Below are 21,764 nucleotides of genomic sequence, written 5' to 3'. Positions count from 1 at the left end.
CAACGTGGTAAAAAATAATTGTTGGTCAATATAGTAACATTTTTATTAAACGTAAAATTTACATTTAAAAATTATTTCAGTAGTGGAATTGATCAGGGTCATTCTTTTATAAGGATATCGGCCAGTTGTGCCCCGATAGCGGTTCCAATTGCAATACCCATACCGCCCATTCGAACGCCCAGCGCGATTCGGGGTGAATGACGGCGGATAACCGGCTGCCGGTTCTGGCCAAAAGCCATGATGCCCGCCCAGCGGTCAGCAATATTAAACGAAAAACCCGGCAAAATAATATGGCGCAGGCGGTTTTCCAGTTCTGTTTGAATATTGGTAGTCAATCCCAAAGCGGTAGTAGCCTCTCCCACAAAGTCCATATTACGCCCGCCCCCAAAGAGTACACGCCCCTCCAGCTCCCGGAAGTAATAATAACCTTCATCCATATGGTAGATGCCTTTAAAGGGTAATCCCGGGATAGGATCGGTGATTAATACCTGCCCCCTGCCTGGAACCACATCAAGGTCAGGGATTAAATCTTTTGTAAATGCATTTGTACAAATACCTACCTGGGAAGCCACAAACTGATATTCTCCTACAGACACATATACGCCCGCTGCAGATTCCACTATTGAGGAAATCGCACACCCTGTCTTAATCTCCACCCCATAAAAAAGCGCCAGGTCTATCAACCGGCGCATCATCTTTCCCGTATGCAACTCCCCCTCAAAATTATTTCTAACCATCGCCTTTACATACGATGGGTCAAATCCAAAATCATTGGGAACCAGCGTAAATGCATCCCCACCCAACAAAGGCCGCAGCAACTCATTCATACTTTCGAGTTCAGACAGCGCTGGCAACTCCTTCTCCCCTATCAACTCATAACTCCCATTCTCCCGGTAATCTATATGCTCATCACCCACCCTGTGCCGCAGAGCATTTAACCCTTTCCATCTTAACTCCAACAATGCCAGCACTTCAAACGCCGGCAATTGTCTCAAATCTGCCAGTAACTCCGTCAAACTCCCTATACAGGCAAACCCCGCATTCTTTGTACTCGCCCCTGTAGGCAACACTCCCCGTTCCAATACGAGCACATGTGCCTGCGGCTGCGCTTCGCGCAGGCTGATCGCCGTAGACAAACCCACAATACCGCTGCCGGCAATAATGTAATCGTATTGAAGCAGAGATTGTTTTTCCCAGTAGCTGAGCATACATATATCTTTTAGATTACCAGCACTACCTTGCCGGCTACATGACCCGTTTCCACAGCTTCATGTGCTTTCCCCACATCTTCCAGTGGGAAAGTCTGATCAACTTTTACTTTCAGATCTCCCGCCGCCAGCAAATCTGCCAGTTGCTCCATTCTTTCGCCGGATGGTGTCACCATCATCCATTTCACCGTCACATTTCTGGAAGCGGCCTTCTCAAGAATCGCCGGATCATCTTTATACATAGAAGGCAGGCATACCAATACGCCCCCAGGTTTCAATACATCTATAGAACGAAGTGAGTTTTCACCACCTATGCCATCCAGCACCATATCCATATCCTTTACAACAGTGGTAAAATCCTGTGTTTTATAATCCAGTGGCAGATCTACTCCCAGTTCCTGCAGCAAACCATGATTTTGCTGTGAGGCAGTACCCACTACGTAAGCCCCTTTCCACTTAGCCAGTTGTACTGCAATATGGCCTACACCACCTGCCGCAGCATGAATGAGTACTTTCTGCCCGGCTGCCAGGTGGCCATGATCAAACAATGCCTCCCAGGCTGTGAGTGCAGCCAGTGGCGTAGCAGCAGCTACCTCATTACTGATGGAGGCAGGAATGAGGGCAAATTCATCTTCGTGTACAATCGCATATTCCGCATATGCATTCCCCGCATGTGGAAAATTGCTCATTCCAAACACACGGTCATTTCTATCAAACCGGCTCACCCCGTCTCCCAGGCTCACGACCTCACCGGCTATATCCCAGCCAAGCACTGCAGGGAGTTCCAGCTCTCTGGCTGCAATGCCTTTACCATTTCGGGTTTTATAGTCAACAGGATTAATACCTGCAGCACGTACTTTTATAAGTAACTGACCGGCAGCAGGCAGGGGTACGGGTATTCTTTCGATAGTCAGGTTACTGGCGGGGCCAAATTCCCGCAGCAGGGCTGCGCGCATGAGATTGCTCATCTTCCTGAATTATTTATCTAAATGTAATTAAAAGGGGCAAAATAAAACCTCCTGCGTAATACAGGAGGTTAATTTCTTGTTACCAGATATATTGCAGCAACCTACACTAAGTAACCAAACAGGTTATCATCTTCATTCAGTGCAGTATAATGGATACCGTACTTCCTGAAATTGGCCACCAGTATATCATAATCCTCTTTCTTCTTCAGCTCCACACCAATCAGTGCCGGACCTGTTTCCTTATTATGCTTCTGGATAAACTCAAATCTTGTGATATCGTCATCAGGCCCCAGCACATGGTTCACAAATTCTTTCAGTGCACCCGGGCGCTGTACAAAGCGGATGATGAAGTAATGCTTCAGCCCTTCAAACAGTAAAGATCTTTCTTTGATCTCCTGCATACGGTCAATATCATTGTTGCCACCACTTACCACACATACTACTTTCTTGCCTTCGATCTCTTTGGCAAAATCGTCGAGTGCTGCGATAGACAAGGCACCTGCCGGCTCTACTACAATCGCATCTTCATTATACAATTTCAGGATGGTCGTACAAATCTTACCTTCTGCCACAGTGTGCATCTGATCCAGCACTTCCTTACAGATTTCGAAATTCAGTGCACCTACTCTCTTCACAGCAGCACCGTCTACAAAGCGCTCTATTTCATCCAGTGTCACAGGCTCACCTTTTTCCAGTGCAGCGGTCATAGATGCAGCACCTTTAGGTTCTACCCCGATCACTTTGGTATGCGGGCTATAGGTTTTGAAATAAGTACCGGTACCAGCTGCAAGTCCGCCACCACCGATGGGAACAAAAAAGTAATCGATATGAGACTGGTCTTCCAGTACCTCTACGGCTACTGTACCCTGTCCTTCTATGATCTTGGGGTCGTCAAAAGGAGGAATAAACGTCATGCCATGCGCCTTGGTATAAGCCTGCGCTTCGGCAGCACAATCATCAAATGTATCTCCCACCAGTCTGATCTCAATATTGTCTCCGCCAAACATGTTTACCTGGTTCACCTTCTGCTTGGGGGTAATAATCGGCATGAATACTACACCTTTAATATCCAGCTGGCGGCATGCATATGCAAAACCCTGTGCATGGTTACCCGCACTGGCACAGGTTACACCCTTGGCCAGCACGTCTTTGTCCAAACTGCTAATCTTGTTGTAAGCACCACGCAGCTTATACGAGCGTACAATCTGCATGTCTTCTCTTTTCAGATAAATATCTGCATTGTACCTGCGTGACAATGTTGGACTATAAGTCAGCGGTGTTCTGTTCACCACTGGTTTCAACTTCACCGCTGCATCGAGAATATTGAGCGGATTAACACTTGTTAATACCTGAGACATGTGATTGAGATAAGCGTTAGGGCTGACCATACAGTCAGCCCTAATGAATTTAATTATAGTTTATTAGATACTCTCTGCCTGATGTGACCCTGGCTGCCCGTGCGTATAGTCCACTTCTGCCAGATCATCTGCCTCCTGCTGAGACAAATCTTTCAAATGATCATGGAAACGACGGCTCCATTTCACGATCGCTACCCGACCGCTCTTGGAATACTCTATCAATCCATAAGGAGCCAGTTTCGCCTGCAGCGCTATCAGCTCCTCCTGGTGACCCGTCTTTTCCAATACAAAGTATTCGTCTGTAATAGTCAGGATCCGCGCTGCATTTTCACGGATCAGCTTTTCGATGCTGCCGTTCTTCAATGCTTTTGTCGATATCTTATAGAGAGCCAGCTCCTGGTACACTACTTCATCTTCATCGTGTACAAATGCACGGTGAATTTCCACCAGGCGCTCAATCTGACCAACTACCTTATCCAGCAGTGATCTTTCGGCCAGTACGGTGATGATGAACTTGTAAACACCCTCGATCTCCGTTGGTGCGGTAGTGAGGCTGGTGATATTGATACGACGGCGTGTAAAGATAACAGTGATGCGGTTCGTGATACCGATCCTGTCTTCTGTATATACCGTGATTGTATATTCTTTTTGCATAAAATTCTTCGTTGTTAAAAGGTTTACTACTCGAGCCTGATATTTGCAATAGGCGCACCAGCCGGTACCATCGGGAATACGTTGTCTTCCTTCTCTACGACTACCTCCAGCAGGTAAGCACCATCGTGGGAGATCATTTCATCAATCGCCGCCACAATATCGGCACGGTCAGTTACCTTCTTGCCCGGAATGTAAAACCCTTTCGCAATCTGTACAAAGTCAGGGTTCGTCATTTCGGTGGAAGAATAACGCTTGTCATGGAACAGTTGCTGCCACTGACGCACCATACCCAGGAAATTATTGTTCAGGATCACGATTTTCACACCAATCTGTGACTGGTAAATCGTACCTAATTCCTGTAAGGTCATCTGGAAACAACCATCCCCAATCACTGCCACTACTTCTTTTTCCTGGGCCCCCATCTTGGCACCCATGGCAGCTGGCAGTGCGAAACCCATGGTACCCATACCACCAGAAGTGATATTGGTATTTGGATCTTTGAAGCGGTAGTAACGGCTGGCAATCATCTGGTGCTGACCTACGTCTGTAACCAGTACTGCTTTACCTTCAGTACGCTCAGAAATGAGGCGCACTACTTCCGCCATTTTCAATGCTCCTTCGGTAGGGTACAGTTCACGACGGTTTACCTTCTCTTCCTCCTGTTTATCAGCCTCTTTGAAGCCTGCAATCCACTCATCGTGTTTTGCTTCTTTCACCAGTGGCAACAGGGCCTGCAGTGCAGTTTTAGCATCCGCATGTACACCTACTTCTGCAGTGATGATCTTGTTGATCTCTGCAGCATCAATTTCGATGTGGATTACTTTTGCCTGTTTTACATATTTAGTGACATCACCGGTTACGCGGTCGTCAAAACGCATACCTACAGCAATCACTAAATCGCATTCGTCGGTTTTGATGTTGGGAGCATAGTTACCATGCATACCCAGGAAACCCACATAATTAGGATGATCTACCGGTACGGCAGAAAGACCTAACAAGGTAGAAGCGATGGGAATACCTGCTTTTTCAGACAGCGCAATCAGCTCCTTTTCAGCACCTGCCAGCAGTACCCCATGTCCACACAGGATGTAAGGTCGCTTTGCTTCGTTGATGAGGGCAGCAGCAGCTTTCACTGCCTGGTTGTCCAGCCTTGGAACAGGGTGGTAACTGCGGATATATTCACATTTGCTATATTCAAAATCGAACTTGGCTACCTGTGCATTCTTGGTAATATCTACCAGTACAGGACCCGGACGACCGCTGGCAGCAATGTAAAATGCTTTGGCGATAGCACCTGGGATATCTTCAGCACGGGTTACCTGGATATTCCATTTAGTAATAGGAATGGTAATCCCGATCACGTCAGTTTCCTGAAAGGCATCGGTACCCAGCAGGTGAGCAGCCACCTGGCCAGTGATACATACCATTGGAGTAGAATCCATATAAGCATCGGCCAGACCGGTTACCAGGTTGGTAGCACCAGGGCCGGAGGTTGCAAACACCACACCCACCTTGCCGGAGGTACGGGCATACCCCTGCGCAGCATGGGTAGCGCCCTGTTCGTGGCGAACTAATATATGATGAACCTCATCCTGAAAATCGTAAAGGGCATCATAAATGGGCATAATGGCCCCACCTGGATAGCCGAAAATGGTTTTCACATCTTCTGCAATCAGCGAGCGGATAACGGCTTCGGAACCGGTTATATGTAGTTTTTCCGCAGTAGCCGCTGCTGGCTTATTAGCCGCCTCAGGCTTCATCGGTAACACATCCTTCTGTTGCATTTGAAACGAGTTTTGCGTATTTATATAATACTCCACTATTTACCTTCAGGGCAGGTTTTACCCATTTAGCGCGGCGGGCAGCGATTTCTTCATCGCTTATTTCCAGCTTAATAGTGTTGTGTTTTGCGTCAATTTCAATAATATCGTTGTCCTCTACTAATCCGATCAGGCCACCTTCTACCGCTTCAGGGGTGATATGACCTACCACGAAACCGTGGGTACCGCCAGAGAAACGGCCATCGGTGATCAGTGCTACGCTCTTACCGAGCCCCACACCCATGATGGCGGAGGTAGGTTTCAGCATCTCAGGCATACCTGGTGCACCTTTGGGACCTACGTTGCGGATTACCACTACGTCTCCGCTCTTTACACGGCCACTGGTGATACCGGCAATCAGTTCATATTCACCATCGAATACCCTTGCCGTACCACGGAAGAACTCACCTTCCTTACCCGTGATCTTAGCTACAGAACCCAGTTCTGCCAGGTTACCATACAGGATCTGGATATGGCCGGATGCTTTCAGTGGTTTTTCTACCGGTACAATGATGTCCTGGCTTTCGAACTCCAGGTCTGGTACGCTTTCCAGGTTTTCAGCAATGGTCTTGCCGGTTACGGTCATACAATCGCCATGGAGCAGGCCGGCTTTCAGCAGGTATTTCATTACCAATGGAACACCGCCAATCTTGTGCAGGTCTTCCATCAGGTATTTGCCACTTGGTTTCAGGTCGGCGATCAGTGGAGTGCTGTCGCTGATACGCTGAAAATCGTTGATGTTAAACTTCACACCCACAGCCTTTGCAATAGCGATCATGTGCAGCACGGCATTGGTACTACCACCCATGGCCATAATCACTACAGCAGCGTTTTCAAAAGCCTTGAAGGTCATAATGTCCTTGGGCTTGATATCTTTTTCGAGCAGCAGGCGAATATATTTGCCTGCAATTCTACATTCTTCGCGTTTTGCTTCGCTCTGAGCAGGAGTAGAAGAACTGTAAGGAAGGCTCATACCCATGGCTTCAATAGCAGAGCTCATGGTATTAGCGGTATACATACCACCACAGGCACCAGCGCCCGGGCAGGAGTTCATGATGATACCTTTATAATCCTCATCGTTCATATTACCCGCCATTTTCTGGCCGAGTGCTTCAAAAGCAGAGATGATGTTCAGGTCCTTTCCTTTATAATGACCAGGAGAGGTAGAACCACCATATACCATGATAGCCGGACGGTTTAAACGGCCCATTGCTATCAGGGAGCCGGGCATGTTTTTGTCACAACCCGGTACAGTGATGAGGCCATCATAATACTGGCCACCCACTACAGTTTCGATGGAATCGGCAATCAGGTCACGGCTCACAAGCGAGTAACGCATACCTGGTGTACCATTGGTCATACCATCGCTGACGCCTATGGTATGGAAAGTAAGGCCGACCAGATCATTGGCCCAGACCCCTTTTTTGACCTCCTGTGCCAGTTCATTCAGGTGCATATTACAGGTGTTGCCATCATATCCCATGCTGGCAATGCCCACCTGTGCTTTCTTCAGGTCCTCTTCTGTTAAACCTATACCATACAACTGAGCCTGGGTAGCAGGCTGTGTAGGGTCCTGAGTGAGCGTTTTGCTGTACTTGTTCAATTCCATCTTTTAGTAAAAGTTTGCCAGGGTTCCGGTATAGTTTATTCAACCGGTTCCCAAATGTTGAATATCATATTAAGCAGGATACAAAGAAGCGGCTATATGCGTCAAGTTCCAAACCGACATTTTGGGGTCCCAACGGATTTCAAGAAGGTCCATTTTCGTCTCAAAACCGCTATGGTACTGAATAACGTGAACTCAAAAATCCAAAATCCAACTCTTAAAAAAATCTTCTAATACGAATGCTGATTCTTTAAAATGGGAGTGGTCTGACGGCCGGCCGCCATCGGACCACTCACCTATTGAATATCAAAGCGAAGCAGTGTTCATTGGGTATACCAGGCCATAAATACTCCCGGTATGTTCTTATTTCTAAATTATATACAAAATACAACCTCTCTTCCAGAAAAAACTCCTGAAAATGATTCAGTTATATATTCTGAACACCTTTATCCCTTACGCCACTTTCACTGAAGAACGGTCAAATTCCTTCTCCAGCACCTTAGCTTTATAAGCCTGTTGCAGCAGCTTACCCAGCGACTGCGGCCATGGCTTAGCAAAACCCTGCCCATCCAGCGATTCGATACCGATTACCTCAGCAGCTGTACCGCAGAAGAATGCACAATCAGCCTGTTTCAGTTCGTCGGTAGTGAAAAGTCTTTGTTCTAATGGAATGTTCAGCTCCTGGCACAGTTCAATGACTGTAGCACGGGTGATACCAGGCAGAATAGCACCTGGAGGTGGGGTTACGAGTTTACCATCTTTTTCGAAGAAAATATTAGCGCCCGGACCTTCAGCTACATAGCCTTCCAGATCCAGCAGCAAAGCCTCGTCAAAGCCTTTTGATTTAGCTTCCTGCGAAGCCAGGATGGAGTTGATATACAGGCCAGCCGACTTGGATTCAATCTTGAATGCCTTTGGATTTGGACGCTGATAAGAAGATGTCATTACCTTCAGCAGCTTCTCGCCCAGGTAAGCACCCCATTCCCATGCACAGATCATCACGTTCATTTCGGATGCAGCTTTCAGGGTCATGTTTGGTGGGCAATAAGCGAGCGGACGAATGTACGCTTCCTGCATATTGTTCAGTTCCAATACCTTGTAGCAAGCGGTGATTAACTCCTCGTTGGTGTAATTGTAAGGCATATGAATTAACTCACAGCTGCGGCGGAAGCGATCAAAGTGCTCTTCAGCTTTGAAGATTTTCACTTCTCCACTCGCAGTTTTATAAGCTCTGATACCTTCGAATACGGCGTATCCATAATGTAAAGACTGACCATACAGGTCGATTTTGGCTTCGGTGGCTTTCTTATACTCCCCGTCCACGTAAATGATGGTGTTCTCGTTGTAATAGCTATACATATAATTCAGATATTAGAAATCTAGTGAATAACAGGCATAAAAAAAGCCTCCCTCTTGTGGAGGAAGGCTGTATATTCGATTTGGTTGTACACAGTTACCTATCCTCCATACTGGTGGCTAATAATGACAACGACGATCACAACGAGCGTAATAGCCCAGTTGAGCTGAGCTACGATGTGATTGATCTTGTTATTGTCTTTATTTACCCACATGGGAGGAATGCTTTGTTGTTTAACTGTACAAAAGTATTGGTGATTGAAATAAAAAACAATACAATCAAAAAATTTAGTGATTTCGCAAACAAATCATCCCTTTTTGAAAATATTGAAATTTATCCCCTTTTCTTTGTACATTTTTTATAAAACCAACAGAATTATTGTATAATGACTGACATTAATAACACCAGGTGGTGGTTTATTTCCACAAGTTGGTAGGATATTCTCCTGATTCAACCAATGCTGACAGGCTAGCCTGTACGCCCGGCGCATCTTCTTTGTAAGTAACACCGAACCACTGTGCAGCAGTTGGCAGTACATTTACCACACCCAGTTTTTGCTGAATGAAGCTATCTACCACAATTGGAATGAAGAATTCAGACTTAGGCTTATCTCCATCTTTCTTCAGGAATTCTTTGAAGAGCTCCTGGCTCAGACCAAATACATTCTGGTGAAAACCCCAGAAGTTCATAGATACCGGTGTTTCAGGGGCCAGTTCGTGCTTGCTGCCATCCGCATTTTCGTACACAATCTTATCGCCATCCTTATATACTTTGGTACGTTCGTTGATCTCCGCCAGGTTGCCATTACCATCGGCCGCGCATACCCCACGGGATACGGAACCATGCTCGGAAATAGTCTTGCTCAGCTGATAACCAACTACGCTGTATACGTCAGGTTTGCAGGAGTTCTCCAGGAATTTCGCCATTTTCTCAAATGAATCACGACCATAAAAGTCATCTGCATTGATCACAGCAAATGGCTCGTTGATGGCGTTTTTAGCACACAACACAGCGTGCGCAGTACCCCACGGCTTAGTACGATCCGCTGGTACCGGATATCCATCCAGGAAAGCATCCATCTCCTGATATACGTAATCAGTCTGTACACGACCCTTCAGTTTGGGCTCAAATATTTCTTTGAATTCCGCTTCAAAATCTTTCCTGATAATAAACACAATCTTACCGAAACCTGCTCTGATCGCGTCATAGATAGAGTAGTCGATAATAGTCTCACCGCTAGGGCCAAACTGCTGTATTTGTTTTAAACTACCGTAACGGCTCGCCATACCGGCTGCCAGAATCAATAAAGTGGGTTGCATCTGTAGGAGATTGTTTTTATTAATTTTTTATTGTGATTGGCGAATTTCCAGGGACTAAATTTACTGATTAAAACTATTTTCACGTTTTCTTTTTCAATAAAGTAGGTGTCTCAACTTTCGTAGCTCTAGCCATTAGAGTTACCTATAATATTAGTCCTGTAGGTGGTAGGAAAACAGCAAACACTATACCAACCCGGGCTATTACGTTATTGTTATCAATTATAATCTGTCAATGAAAAGAGTTTTTTTGCAGGCTGCCATTGCCTTTTCGCTATGTGCCAGCGCCTTTGCCCAACAACATGTTCCAGCTTCGGAGATCGCTCAAAAGATGCAGTGGTTCTCGGATGCGAAGCTGGGAATCTTTATTCACTGGGGTATATATTCCGTAAATGGGGTAGACGAATCCTGGTCCTTCCACAATAAAAAAATACCATATCAGGACTACATGGCACAGCTGAAAGGCTTCACTGCCACCAGTTATGACCCTGCTGCATGGGCTTCGCTGATCAAAGAATCCGGCGCCCGCTATGCCGTGATCACCACCAAGCACCATGACGGGGTAGCACTGTGGGACAGCAAATTAAGTAAGCTGGATGCGGTGAACAGTACACCCGCCAAAAGAGATGTACTCACCCCCTTCTATGCCGCCCTGCGCAAAGAAGGGATTAAATGCGGTGCCTACTTTTCGTTGATAGACTGGAGTTATCCTGACTATCCCGGGTTTTTGAAAGATAGTTCCCGGTATGATGCCGCTAAAGATACCGTACGCTGGCAGCGCTTCCGCAACTTCTACGAAGCACAACTTAAAGAAGTAATGACCCGCTTCAATCCTGACCTCTGGTGGTTCGATGGCGACTGGGAACACAGCGCCGCTGAATGGGAAGCTGCCAAAATGCGCACCATGCTTACAACCTACAACCCAAACACTATTATTAATGGCCGCCTGCAAGGGTATGGCGATTACGAAACACCGGAACAGAATTTCCCCGTAACACGCCCTCACTACAACTGGTGGGAACTCTGTATGACTATTAATAGTAACTGGGGATACCATCCTGACGATACCAACTGGAAAACACCTTATGAAATTATCACCATCTTTGCCGACGCTATCAGTAATGGTGGCAACCTCCTGCTGGATATCGGCCCCGATGCCACCGGGCACATTCCTCCCGAAGAGGTAAATGTGCTGCAGGAACTGGGCGCCTGGAATAAAAAACATGCACCTGCCATCTTCAATACCATCGGTGGTATTCCGCAAGGCCACTTCTATGGCCCTACTACTCTTAGTAAAGATTCCACTACCCTGTACCTGTTCCTGCCTGGCAAAGTAACAGGATCTATTATGGTAAAAGGACTAATGAATAATATTCAGCATATTCAAGTAGTAGGTACGAACACTGAACTATCTCATAAGATCGTTGGTAAAATTTCATGGAGTAGTGTGCCCGGTCTTGTGTATATTGACGTACCTGAGAATGTCCAGGATAAATATATGACTGTACTGGCCCTGCAACTGGACAAGCCCGTAAAGCTGTACAGGGGCAAAGGAGGTTTCCTGACAAATAACGATTAATCAACAAGCCATCAAACAGCTTCGCATTATGAAAAAACTAATCCTGTCAACCTTATCAGCGCTGCTGTGCCTCTATGGTACCGCTCAAAAGAAAACAGCTGACATTATGATCATCCCGGAGCCTAAGTCACTGCAAAGTGTACCGGGTAGCTTTGTGCTGAACGAAAATGCGCTGATTCATTATGAAGGTGCTGCCGCCCAAACCACTGCCGGTTTGCTCAATGCATTTTTGCAAAGTACATATGGGTTTAAAGTAGCAATGACGGACAAGCCTGTGCCGAAAGTAAAGCCCACCGCCATTATTGACATCAAAGAAACAACCGGTGCGCCAGAGGCTTATACGCTTTTTGTAAACAATGGTACCATTGCACTAAAAGGCGATGCAGCAGGGTTGTTCTATGGTTTGCAAACTTTACAACAGTTATTACCAGCCGAAAAAAGTGCTGCCATTCATATACCGGGTGTGGAAATATCCGATGCTCCCCGCTTTGCCTATCGTGGGCTGATGCTGGATGTAGGCCGTCATTTCTTTCCTCCTGACTATGTGAAGCAATTCATCGATGTGATGGCGCAGTATAAATTCAACCGCTTCCACTGGCACCTCACAGAAGACCAGGGCTGGCGTATTGAAATTAAAAAATATCCACAGCTTACAAAGATCTCTTCCCAGAGAAAGGAAACCGTAGTAGGTCATGCAGCACGCAGCAATACTTATGATGGTAAACCATATGGCGGATTTTATACACAGGATGAAATAAGGGATATCGTAAAGTATGCCGCTGACAGGCATATCACCATCATTCCTGAAATAGAAATGCCGGGCCACTCACAGGCAGTGCTGGCCGCATTTCCCAGCTTTGGTTATGGTAAGCAATATGAAACCATGACTACCTGGGGCGTATCAAAAGAAGTACTGAACCCGGCGAATGATTCTGTATTTATTTTCCTCCAGGATGTACTTACAGAAGTAATGGACCTCTTTCCAGGTAAGTATATTCACATAGGCGGTGATGAGTGTCCGAAAGATCGCTGGAAAGAATCGCCACAGGTACAGGCGCTCATGCAGAAACTGGGACTGAAAGATGAACATGCCCTGCAGAGTTATTTCATACAACGCGTGGAAAAGTTTGTGAATAGCAAGGGGCGCAGCATCATTGGTTGGGATGAAATACTGGAAGGTGGTTTAGCGCCGAATGCAACCGTGATGAGCTGGCGTGGTGAAGCTGGTGGTATTGCAGCAGCAAAGGAAAAACATGATGTAATCATGTCGCCCAATACTTACCTGTACCTCGATTATTACCAGAGTCCTCAAGCCACAGAGCCCAGCAGAATTGGCAATTACCTGTCACTAAGCACCGTGTATAACTATGAGCCATTGCCCCCTTCATTGAGTGCAGAAGAACAGCAATACATCAAAGGTGTACAGGCGAATATATGGACAGAATATATGCCTGATCAGACTTATGTAGATTACATGACCTGGCCGCGGGCATTGGCACTGTCTGAAATAGCCTGGTCCCCTGCGGCCAGGCGCAACTGGAACCGCTTCCAGAAAAAAGCCCCCACTGCACTGGCAGCTATTGACAAGCAGGGGGTAAACTTCAGAATACCGGAACCCATGCAGCTGAAAGATACCCTGATCGCTACAGCGGGAACCACCGTTACACTGACTCCCGGGGTGAAAGGCGCCGCTATATATTATACCATCGACGGCAGCGGACCGGATACTAACAGTAAGCTATATACGCAGCCGTTCACTATCTCTGTACCTGAGAATGGAACTGTTGTATTGAAATACATAGAAGTGACGCCCGGCGGCCGTAAGAGCAATGTATACAGCACCACTTATACACGTAAACCTTACCGGGAAGCTGCCAGTGTAAAACCAACAAATGGATTACGCTTTTCAGTAGTGTATAAGAATGTACCAAAAACGGCTAAAGAACTGGGGGAAAAAGGTGATAGTGCCGGAACTATTGGCGGCCTGGATCTGCGCCCTTTTATTGCAAAGAAAGATTTCGGAGTTACCTATACAGGGTATGTAAAAGTAGATGCTGATGGGATGTATACATTCAACCTGCTGTCTGACGACGGATCAGTTTTATACATCGATGATGAGGTAGTCGCTGACAATGATGGCGTACATAACACGACCGAAAAAGTAGGCGTAATTGGGTTGAAAAAGGGATATCACAAAATCAAAATACAGTATTTCAATACCGGTGAGATTGGGTGGATAAATGTACTGCTGTCAAAAGGTGGACAACCATTAAATTTGCGCAATAGCTTGTTTAATTAATGTTCGACTATAGTAATATTCAGTTACAAAATATCACGCCAACATGGCTGCCCGGTACAATACAGGCAGCCATGTTGCGTTTAGACCTTTTACATGATGCTGTATCCGGCAATAAATGGTTCAAGCTGCAATGTAATGTTGCGGCCGCCAAAGCGGCCGGCAGGGATCATATTGTAACTTTTGGAGGGGCTTACTCTAATCATCTGGCCGCCACAGCGGCGGCATGCAGGTTGCTGGGCATGCGGTGTACAGCGGTAGTGCGGGGCGAAGCTGCACCCCGGTTAAGCCATACATTGCAGCTGGCGCAGCAGCAGGGTATGCAGTTGCATTTTGTGACGAGAGAGGCATATAGAGAGAAAGCAACCAGAGACTGGACAGCGGAATTTCCGGATGCCTGGTTTGTGCCTGAAGGAGGGCATAATGCAGCGGGTGCGAAAGGGTGTGAAGAAATCTTATCCATCAAAGATATTTCAGGATTTACCCACATCATTTGTGCAGTAGGGACTGGTACTACCCTGGCAGGGCTGATTAATAGTGCAGCACCACAGCAGCAGTTGAAAGGATATGTGGTGTTGAAAGGGGCGGAATATCTTTCAGACGAAGTAAAAGCATTGCTAAAAGAGCGCAGTGCTCCCCCCTGGGAATTGATCCATGCCCACCATGGTGGCGGGTATGCAAAGGTAAAAGGGGAATTGATCGAATTTATGAATCAATTTTATGAGGAGACTAAAATACCACTGGATGTAGTGTATACCGGCAAACTGGTACAGGGATTTAAAAAAGATATTGAAAGTGGATTATACCCGGCCGGGAGCAGGGTCTTATTGATTCACTCCGGGGGATTACAGGGCAACCTTTCACTCAAAAAAGGAGTATTACACTACTAATCAAAAATATCTTTCTCCTTCTGCCCGGTATATTACTTTATTAACGAATATTTAAAAAGGCGTTTACTATATTTGAAGCTTATTGTAGTTACAGGAATCAGGAATTTATGAAGCAGTTGTCGCGAATTTTTATTGTCACAGTATTAGCACTATCAGCATTAGCATTTTCAGCACAGGCCCAACAGGCTCAAAAGGCGCTCCCGGTATTTCCGGAGTTTTCGGCCCTGATTCAAACAGGGAAGATCCGACTTGAATTTATATCGGGTTTCAGAGACGTAAAGTCGATCGGCGTGCAGCGCTCGCTTGACAGCGTCCTGAACTTTAATACCATTGGTTATATCAGCAATCCTGGAGATATCCGATGTTCATATGATGATGGTAAGCCATTACCAGGCTCCAACTATTACCGTATGTTGATCATTTTCAACAATGGCCGCTATTTCTTCACCAAGGTTGTCCTGGCCGTACCGGACTCCTCCATCAATGATCGGGAAAAACTGACCGCAGCCGATGTAAAAGCCGCTATTGCCGCCGCCAAAGCTGCGGGTATAGCCACCTCCACCACTCCGCCGCCGGTCGTTACCGACAAAGGTGCCGTAAAGGAAAAAGAAGCGCCAAAGGAAGAAAAGATCGTATGGCATCCTTCCAATTACATATATACCACTGCAGATGGCAATGTGAACATCAAACTGCCCGATGCACCCAATAAAAAGTATATAGTGAAGTTCTATGAACCGGATGGTACCTTCCTGTTCGACATCAAAGAGGTCAAAGAGCCTTTCCTCATCCTGGAAAAAGCCATCTTTCTCCATGCCGGCTGGTTCAATTTTGAAATCTTAGAAGACGGAAAAGTACTGGAAAAGTGGAATGTGTTCATCCCACTCATCTATAGAAACTAAAAAAGGAGCGCTAAAAGCGCTCCTTTTTTTATGCGATAACGGCGTCAAAGACTTCGGCAAAATGCTGTAATAGTTTTTCCTTCACTTCCCCCAGGGGAATTTCCCTGCCCAGTTCTTCCTGCATGGCAGCTACCTTCTTATCCACTATACCACAGGGAATAATATTGCTGAAGTAATTCAGGTCTGTGTTCACATTCAGGGCAAAACCATGCATGGTTACCCAGCGGCTGCAGCGCACTCCCATTGCACAAATCTTACGGGCTTTTTTTGGATCCTCCGGATCCAGCCATACCCCCGTTTCTCCCGGGGAACGATCCCCTTTGATACCATAATCTGCCAGTGTACGAATCACGACTTCTTCCAGTAAACGAAGGTATTTGCCTATATCAGTAAAAAAGTATTCGAGGTCCAGAATTGGATACCCTACTACCTGCCCGGGGCCATGGTAGGTGATATCTCCACCCCTGTTCGTAGGCACAAAGGCAATACCCTTGTCTGCCAGCTGCGCTTCATCGAGCAGCAGGTTTTCCATATGCCCGCTCTTGCCGAGGGTATATACAGGGGGATGTTCACAAAAGAGAAAATGATTGGTCGTCTCTACCGTGCTATCGGCGGGGAGCTCTCCCCTGCCTCTTGCCTGTTTGATTCTTACATTCTCCTGTAGCAACTGCTCCTGGTAATCCCAGGCTGGTTGATATTCAATTACGCCGAGGTCCTGGATATGAATGGTTCTGTTGGTCATAACAGTGCAAAGTTACTGAAATGTTGCCTTCCGGAATTGAAATCGCTCGCTCGCTACAACCTTGCTACGTGGCCTTTTTGAAGCATGATCCTCCCAATACTACGACCATAGCGCTCTCTGTGAGGTATTCCGTATATATCCCGTATATAAACCGTAGATAAGCCGTAGATATCCCGTATCTATAGAGATACGGAATATCTATGGGATACCTGTGAGATACATATGGAATATCGCTGTGACCGGGCTATGGCTATACTATGAAACGGCCAAAATGACATACCTTTGCAGAAATTTTTTAAATACATGACCGAAGATCTGATTGAACTGGATGATGAGCTGGAAAGCGGCGAAGGCAGTGAAGAGCTGTATGAGCGTGTCAATATTGTTGCCGACAAGGGACAGGAGCCTCTCCGTATCGATAAATTCCTGATGAACCGGGTGGAAGGTGCCACCCGCAACAAAATTCAACAGGCCTGCGAAGCAGGTTGGGTCATTGTCAATGATAAACCCGTAAAGTCTAACTATAAAGTCAAAGCCTTCGACAGGATTGTGGTCATGACGACCAAAAATCCTGAGAATACAGATGTAATACCGGAGCAACTGGACCTGAACATCGTATTTGAGGATGAAGACATTATGATCATCAACAAGCAACCAGGGATGGTCGTACACCCGGGTTGTGGTAACTATACCGGCACCCTGGTAAACGGGTTGGCCTGGTACCTGGGCGGTCAGACCACCGAGGTGACGGAGCCTGAAGTTCCCCGCTTTGGCCTCGTACACCGTATTGATAAGAATACCAGCGGTCTGCTCGTCATCGCTAAATCAGAAAAAGCGATGAACGACCTGGCCAAACAATTCTTTGATCACACCGTACAGAGAAGATATATCGCCCTGGTATGGGGAGATTTTGAAGAAGATGAAGGCACCATAGAAGCACATGTGGGTCGCCATCAACGCTTTAGGAAGATTATGGATGCATATCCTGACGGGGAATATGGCAAAGATGCCATTACCCATTACAAGGTGCTGGAGCGCTTTAACTACGTGACACTCATTGAGTGCCGCCTGGAAACAGGTCGTACCCACCAGATCAGGGTGCATATGCAGCATATAGGCCATTCCCTGTTCAATGACGATACTTATGGCGGCGACCGCATCCTGAAAGGCACCGTTTTTAATAAATACAAGCAATTTGTGGATAACTGCTTTGAGCTCATGCCAAGACATGCCCTGCATGCGCAGACTTTAGGCTTTATTCACCCACGCACCCGCAAGCCGGTCCATTTTGAAAGTCCCCTGCCGGAAGATTTTAAGGCGGTATTAGAAAAGTGGAGAAGGTATATCTCTGCAAGGCCGCTGGAAGATTAGTGGTCCGAAAGGCATCCCGCATGGCGGGATGCCTGAGCAGCATGGGAGGCTGCTTTACTTCTCTCTCAGGCATAAAAGTAGGATAATGATATGGTACGTTTGCTAACCGGATGTTAATGGAACTAAGTTTTTACGTTTCCATTAAAAAAATACCATATATCATGAATTTCTTTTAATTTTATGCCTTACCCATGTCCCAAGCATGAGAAACCTATATCTAATCCTCGTCATTTTACTCGGTTTACTCGGTTCGCCCACCGCGCAGGCGTCTACACCGTTTACCTTCAACTCAACCTGCCAGAACGATAGTATTCGTTTTGTCATTGCCACGGCTGACCGTGACGGCATCGACTCCGTCAAATGGTACTATGGCGATCCGGCGTCTGGCAAATACGATTCTTCCAAAGCCATCAACGGGGTGCACCTTTACAGTACCCTTGGCGACTATACCATCACCCTGGTTGCGTACCGGAGTGGGGTGGAAGACATTTCTACCAATACCCTCACCATCGTAGCACCTGTACCTTACGACTTTGGGCCTACCGACTCTACTCTCTGTGAAGGTACTACCATTACCCTGACCGCTCCTTATGTAGCCGGCGCTGCCTACCTGTGGCAGGATAGCTCCACTGGTCAGAGCATCGTGGTAGATACCATGCAGACGTACAAGGTAAAGATCAATGGTTGCCTGGTACCAGATTCTATGAACGTATTCTATACCCCGGAACCGGAAATAGAACTGGGGAATGACGTAGTGCTCTGTCTCAATGAATACCTGCAACTGGATGCTACTGCTCAAAACTGTACCTTCTCCTGGAATACGGGCGAAACTACGCCGGATATTGTGGTACACAGCGATACTGCGCGGGCGCCATTCATGTATATCGTGAATGCCAACGCCAAGGGTTGCGGTATTTTCAGTGACAGTATCACCATTTCATTTGCAGGCACTGAGCACCCATACTCACTGGGTCCGGATACTTTACTTTGTCCTGACGAAACAGTGATCATCGATGGCAGCACTTCCGGCGCCACTGCTTACCTGTGGAGCAACGGTGCAACTACCCCCACGGTTTCTGCCAGCAGCCCGGCAGATTTGTGGTGCTATGCCACGATCAATAACACCTGTAATGTGATTGATACCATCCGGGTACGTTACAATGCCCTGCGCAATGTAAACCTCGGCAATGATACCATCATCTGTAAAGGGGAAAAGCTCGTACTCACCGCCGATTTTGGCACCGGTACCTATCGATGGCAGGATACCAGTAAGCAGGCCACCTATTATGTGACCAAAACCGGTTATTATTATGTGCGTGCACAAATAGGCAGATGTGTATCCAGCGATACCATTCATGTACAGATTGAAGATACCCTGCGGGTGAGCCTGGGCAGAGATACAGTGCTGTGTAATGGAGAGATTTATACCCTGTATCCCAAAGGAGCGGGCAATAACTATAAATGGCAGGACAGTAGTACGGTAGCACTCTACAAAGTGAATACCGCCGGCATCTATGCCGTAGTGGCGCAAAATACCTGTGGCACTGCAATCGATTCTGTAGAAGTAGGATTTAGGGATTGTGACTGCCAGGTTTGGTTACCCAGCGGCTTTAGTCCGAATGGAGATGGGAACAATGATTTATTCAGACCGAAATACAGGTGTCCGCTGCTGTCGTTTTCGATTAGTGTGTACGACAGATGGGGTGCGCAGATTTACTATACGACAGATCCTGATATCGGCTGGACGGGCACGAAAAACGGAACAAGGGTACCAGTCGGAACATATGTGTGGGTGATGGAATATACGGTGCAGAAAACAGGAGAACATATCAGGAAAACAGGCGCAATCACAGTCATACATTAAAATAAAAAAAGCCCCGTTCTCACGAACGGGGCTTTCTTTTTATAAAGACCATTTATCTTGTGAATTCATGAAACTTTGCTATAAATATCGCCGTTTCTCTCTTCCTGAACGGCACATCCCATGTTCCTTCATACGTCACTAATACCGGTGTAAGCAGATCCTGTTTTTTCACCAGCTGCACATTCATCTTCACATTAAAATCAAAAACCAGCGTCTTGTAAGAGAGTGAATATTTCCTGTTGACGATGTCAAAGCTTTCTTTCGTGAAATAGGTAATCAGCTCATTGATTACAATATCATTCCTGTCAAAATATCCCAATCCCTTTTTAGCAGTCGCTGAAAACACCCAGCAAGGTACACCATTGAAATCTTCGGATGTAATGGAGAAATCGTAGAGGCGCATCACTTCGGGATCAAAGATCGCTACCTTACCACCTACGATAGGTACCCCCCTGATAGGCTGACCGGGATTAAAGATCAATTGTTTGAGCTGGGCTTTGTGTTTAGCGAGGTTCCCTTTCGAAGGTTCTATAGATTCACCGTTGGCTTTGGCACACACGGTACCTTTGGTAAAGAAGAAGTTTGCATACAGTTCAGCAGTATAGTATTTATAGTCGCCTTTGGAGGTATAGAAATCGCCGCCCGTTTCTTCGTGAAGTACTTTCATGGTTCGGCAGGTTCCCTGCATGGTCTGCACGGTCTGGCTTTTCAGGAAAGCATCTATCTTTCCTTTTTTCCCATAAATCCGGATGTCATTATCGGCCGAATAACCCAATAAATGAAGGTTCCGGAAAGCCCTGTAGAAGGTAGTATCTGTTTCTACCCGCTTGATGAAGCTGTTGACATCAAAGCCTACCCGTTTGGCCTGCACGACAACCTCGTCGAGATTGACGGTCATTCCTCTATAGTTGGCCGTATCCTGGGCAATTGAAATGTTACTGATTAAGAAAGCAACAATGAATAACAACAAAGATCGCATGCTGCAAATTACGAAATACCGTGGGATTATATCTTACCGGCTACGTACATCTGATCTAAAGTTGGTTCCGGGCTACCGCCTTTTTTCTCCAAAGTAACGGCAAACATCCCGGCATTGCCGATAGAGTTCATTTTCTGGATAATTTTAGCTTCGGTACCAGTTTCAAATACGCCCATGTCTACGGGTTTACCGTCTACCATGGCCCATAGCTGGTATTGCTTATCAGGAGAAGGTTGTGGCAGGTTGTTTACCATTACGAAGACTTCTTTGGAAGCCGGGTTCCAGTATACGGTAACGAGGGCAGTCGGGAATGATTTGGTACCCTGCATCTTCACCGTTTTCATGGATGGGTCCTGTACAATGTGTAGATTTTGTTCGGCCTGTTCCAGCCGGGTACGATATGCGCTGGATGCTGCAGCGATAGTAGCATTGGACGCTGCCACAGCTTCGTATTGCTGTTGCAAACCGGTATATCGTGTAAACAGGTTATAATATAACAATGCACTTCCTACCAGCAAAAGGATTGAGGCAGCAGCTACCCAGCGCCATGCGCTGTTTACAAGAACTTTACGTACGGGCGTTTCCGGTATCACATCTTCATCGACGTAAGTACCATTTGCACGTGCAGTTTCTTCGGTATTTAACTGTGTAAGTAATCTTTCTTTTAAAGTGGCAGGTGGTATGACTGACTTATAGATTATGTATTGCTCCATATCCTGCTGGCAGCTTTGGTATTCTGCAGCAACCTCAGGGTATTGTGCTATCGCGAATTCCAGTTCCTCCCTTTCACGGGAAGAAGCCAATCCGCTGACATAGACCTCAATAATTCCAGAGGATATGTAACTTGTTGCACCCAC

General features: G+C 46.5%; 17 protein-coding genes. 6 read left to right on the top strand and 11 right to left on the bottom strand.

What is annotated here, in order from left to right; all coding sequences use genetic code 11:
• Positions 1 to 98: 98 nt before the first annotated feature.
• The 8 genes from ABDW16_RS02150 to ABDW16_RS02115 all read right to left on the bottom strand — a co-directional run bounded on the left by ABDW16_RS02150 (position 99) and on the right by ABDW16_RS02115 (position 10,290).
• Positions 99 to 1,208 carry an FAD-dependent oxidoreductase gene (locus tag ABDW16_RS02150; RefSeq protein WP_343667469.1) on the bottom strand — a complete coding sequence of 370 codons (1,110 nt, stop codon included), beginning with the start codon at positions 1,206 to 1,208 and terminating at the stop codon, positions 99 to 101.
• Positions 1,209 to 1,219: 11 nt separating this feature from the next.
• A complete protein-coding gene (locus tag ABDW16_RS02145; protein WP_343667468.1) occupies positions 1,220 to 2,176 on the bottom strand; it encodes an NADP-dependent oxidoreductase in 957 nt (318 codons plus the stop codon).
• A gap of 101 nt (positions 2,177 to 2,277) precedes the next feature.
• On the bottom strand, positions 2,278 to 3,534 hold the full coding sequence (ilvA, locus tag ABDW16_RS02140) for a threonine ammonia-lyase IlvA (RefSeq protein WP_343667467.1): 1,257 nt from the start codon (positions 3,532 to 3,534) through the stop codon (positions 2,278 to 2,280).
• Positions 3,535 to 3,597: 63 nt separating this feature from the next.
• Positions 3,598 to 4,188, bottom strand: a complete 591-nt coding sequence (ilvN, locus tag ABDW16_RS02135; RefSeq protein WP_343667466.1) for an acetolactate synthase small subunit — start codon at positions 4,186 to 4,188, stop codon at positions 3,598 to 3,600.
• A 26-nt stretch (positions 4,189 to 4,214) separates the two neighbouring features.
• Positions 4,215 to 5,972: a biosynthetic-type acetolactate synthase large subunit gene (ilvB, locus tag ABDW16_RS02130; protein WP_343667465.1), complete on the bottom strand. Its 1,758-nt coding sequence runs from the start codon at positions 5,970 to 5,972 to the stop codon at positions 4,215 to 4,217.
• Positions 5,938 to 7,617 carry a dihydroxy-acid dehydratase gene (gene ilvD, locus ABDW16_RS02125; RefSeq protein ID WP_343667464.1) on the bottom strand — a complete coding sequence of 560 codons (1,680 nt, stop codon included), beginning with the start codon at positions 7,615 to 7,617 and terminating at the stop codon, positions 5,938 to 5,940. Before ilvD ends, ilvB begins: the two co-directional genes overlap by 35 nt.
• Before the next feature lie 450 nt (positions 7,618 to 8,067).
• Positions 8,068 to 8,973, bottom strand: coding sequence for a branched-chain amino acid transaminase (locus tag ABDW16_RS02120; protein WP_343667463.1), 906 nt, complete (start codon positions 8,971 to 8,973; stop codon positions 8,068 to 8,070).
• A gap of 414 nt (positions 8,974 to 9,387) precedes the next feature.
• Positions 9,388 to 10,290 (bottom strand): sugar phosphate nucleotidyltransferase, encoded by a 903-nt coding sequence (locus tag ABDW16_RS02115; protein WP_343667462.1) that lies wholly within the window; start codon positions 10,288 to 10,290, stop codon positions 9,388 to 9,390.
• A gap of 232 nt (positions 10,291 to 10,522) precedes the next feature.
• Between ABDW16_RS02115 and ABDW16_RS02110 the strand changes: the two genes are divergently transcribed.
• The 4 genes from ABDW16_RS02110 (at position 10,523) to ABDW16_RS02095 (ending at position 15,951) form a co-directional block, all read left to right on the top strand.
• Positions 10,523 to 11,866 carry an alpha-L-fucosidase gene (locus tag ABDW16_RS02110; RefSeq protein WP_343667461.1) on the top strand — a complete coding sequence of 448 codons (1,344 nt, stop codon included), beginning with the start codon at positions 10,523 to 10,525 and terminating at the stop codon, positions 11,864 to 11,866.
• Positions 11,867 to 11,894: 28 nt separating this feature from the next.
• A complete protein-coding gene (locus ABDW16_RS02105) occupies positions 11,895 to 14,165 on the top strand; it encodes a family 20 glycosylhydrolase (protein WP_343667460.1) in 2,271 nt (756 codons plus the stop codon).
• Entirely contained in the window at positions 14,165 to 15,052 is an 888-nt protein-coding gene (locus tag ABDW16_RS02100; RefSeq protein ID WP_343667459.1) for a pyridoxal-phosphate dependent enzyme, read from the top strand. Before ABDW16_RS02105 ends, ABDW16_RS02100 begins: the two co-directional genes overlap by 1 nt.
• Positions 15,053 to 15,159: 107 nt before the next feature.
• Entirely contained in the window at positions 15,160 to 15,951 is a 792-nt protein-coding gene (locus tag ABDW16_RS02095) for a hypothetical protein (RefSeq protein ID WP_343667458.1), read from the top strand.
• 28 nt (positions 15,952 to 15,979) lie between these two features.
• Here ABDW16_RS02095 and lipB read toward each other — a convergent pair whose 3' ends face one another.
• A complete protein-coding gene (gene lipB / locus ABDW16_RS02090) occupies positions 15,980 to 16,693 on the bottom strand; it encodes a lipoyl(octanoyl) transferase LipB (protein ID WP_343667457.1) in 714 nt (237 codons plus the stop codon).
• A 303-nt stretch (positions 16,694 to 16,996) separates the two neighbouring features.
• On the opposite strand from lipB, the gene ABDW16_RS02085 reads away from it, so the two are divergent.
• Both ABDW16_RS02085 and ABDW16_RS02080 read left to right on the top strand, forming a co-directional pair.
• Positions 16,997 to 18,064: an RluA family pseudouridine synthase gene (locus tag ABDW16_RS02085; protein ID WP_343667456.1), complete on the top strand. Its 1,068-nt coding sequence runs from the start codon at positions 16,997 to 16,999 to the stop codon at positions 18,062 to 18,064.
• Positions 18,065 to 18,266: 202 nt separating this feature from the next.
• Positions 18,267 to 19,928: a gliding motility-associated C-terminal domain-containing protein gene (locus ABDW16_RS02080; protein WP_343667455.1), complete on the top strand. Its 1,662-nt coding sequence runs from the start codon at positions 18,267 to 18,269 to the stop codon at positions 19,926 to 19,928.
• Positions 19,929 to 19,980: 52 nt separating this feature from the next.
• Here the strand turns inward: ABDW16_RS02080 and ABDW16_RS02075 are convergent, their stop codons facing one another.
• Both ABDW16_RS02075 and ABDW16_RS02070 read right to left on the bottom strand, forming a co-directional pair.
• Complete coding sequence (locus ABDW16_RS02075; protein WP_343667454.1) at positions 19,981 to 20,907, bottom strand: hypothetical protein; 927 nt, start codon at positions 20,905 to 20,907, stop codon at positions 19,981 to 19,983.
• 26 nt (positions 20,908 to 20,933) lie between these two features.
• Positions 20,934 to 21,764 (bottom strand): anti-sigma factor, encoded by an 831-nt coding sequence (locus tag ABDW16_RS02070; protein ID WP_343667453.1) that lies wholly within the window; start codon positions 21,762 to 21,764, stop codon positions 20,934 to 20,936.

The sequence above is a fragment of the Chitinophaga sp. genome, assembly GCF_039596135.1.
Taxonomy (GTDB): domain Bacteria; phylum Bacteroidota; class Bacteroidia; order Chitinophagales; family Chitinophagaceae; genus Chitinophaga.
Note: the sequence above shows the minus strand (reverse complement) of the source record. Positions and strands in the feature narration are given on the sequence as shown.